Source organism: Candidatus Kurthia intestinigallinarum (genome assembly GCF_003991225.1).
Taxonomy (GTDB): Bacteria; Bacillota; Bacilli; order Bacillales_A; family Planococcaceae; genus Kurthia; species Kurthia populi.
On the sequence record NZ_JTFC01000075.1, the window covers coordinates 1 to 1,329 of the forward strand.

At 26.6% G+C, this 1,329-nt stretch carries 1 protein-coding gene; it reads left to right on the forward strand.

Annotation, left to right across the window (positions count from 1 at the left end; all coding sequences use genetic code 11):
* The coding region (locus QI30_RS18725) for an AAA family ATPase (RefSeq protein WP_126992078.1) at window positions 1-1,196 on the forward strand (1,196 nt) is incomplete at its 5' end.
* Window positions 1,197-1,329: the final 133 nt, after the last annotated feature.

Genomic DNA, 1,329 nt, shown 5'->3' on the forward strand with positions numbered 1-1,329 from the left:
ACAGACTTAAAAAAATTTCATTAGATGAAGAAAGTTTAGCAATTGCGGAAGAAGCAACTGCATTGCTTGATAATATGTCGTATATCATTTCTATGCTCGAAGAGCATCCTACTTCTCAAAAAGAGTTTGAAAATCAAAGTATTAATTTTTCTAATAAACTAAAAAAAATCATTAATTCTTTAGAAGAAACCGTCATAACACAAAGTCTAACAACGGGAAATTTAGAAGGAGAAATGGAAGTAGATTTAGATGATATTCTTATTAGAATGAGTATCAAAGAAATTAAAAAGATATTAGACACAGATATTCTAAAAGAAGATAATTTGAAATTTGAAATGTTGCAATCGGTATTTAACAATGAATTCAATTCTCAAATTTCTAATTTAACATCTAATAATTTAAAATCAACAATTTCATTTACAGAGGTTAATAATAATAGTGGGAAGCTTGTTTTCATAGAAGATGTATTAGACAGAGAAGCATCAACGATTAATATAAACAGAGAGTTTGTTAGACCAATTTTCATAGATGATCCTACAGTTATTGATGAGATTTCTGAATCAATTAGAATATATTTGGGAGGTAAGAAATTATCTTATAATCATAAATCATATCTTATTGATTTATTAAAACAAACAAATTCGGATGAAAATGTTTTTTCAAAAAAGAAAAATGATGAGATGATTAATGCTATTTTGAAAGAGGTTATAGATGGTAATATTTCAATAAATGGAAGGAAAAGTTTTTATGAAATTCCATATAGTGATCGTAATAAGAAACTATCATTGTCAAACCTTTCAACAGGTATGAAATCTTTTTCTATTCTTAGTATTTTAAAAAATAGCGGAGCGTTTAATACTGTAGAGTATGTAATATTAGATGAACCAGAAATACATTTACATCCAGAATGGCAACTTAAATATGCTGAATTAATAGTGCTTTTATCTAAATACTTAAATATTAAATTTTTAGTAACTTCCCATAGCCCATACTTTATAGAAGCTATAGAACTGTTCTCAATGAAACATGGAATAGAGGGGAAAGTAAATTATTATAAATCTAAGCATACTCAAAACCCTAATTTTTATACCATAGAGGATTATACACAAAGATTAAGTGATATTTATGATGAATTAGCGGAATCAATGTTTGATCTTCAAAATTTAAGAGATGAATTGGAACTAGAGGAGGAGTAATTTTGGATGTTCTAGAAATTAAACAGTATTTAGAAGAAAACTATTCTTTTTCTACACTTCATGATTGTTCAGAAGATGATTCTAATTCGCAATTTTTAGTTCAAAATCGTGCTATACAAGTATTTGATTTTGA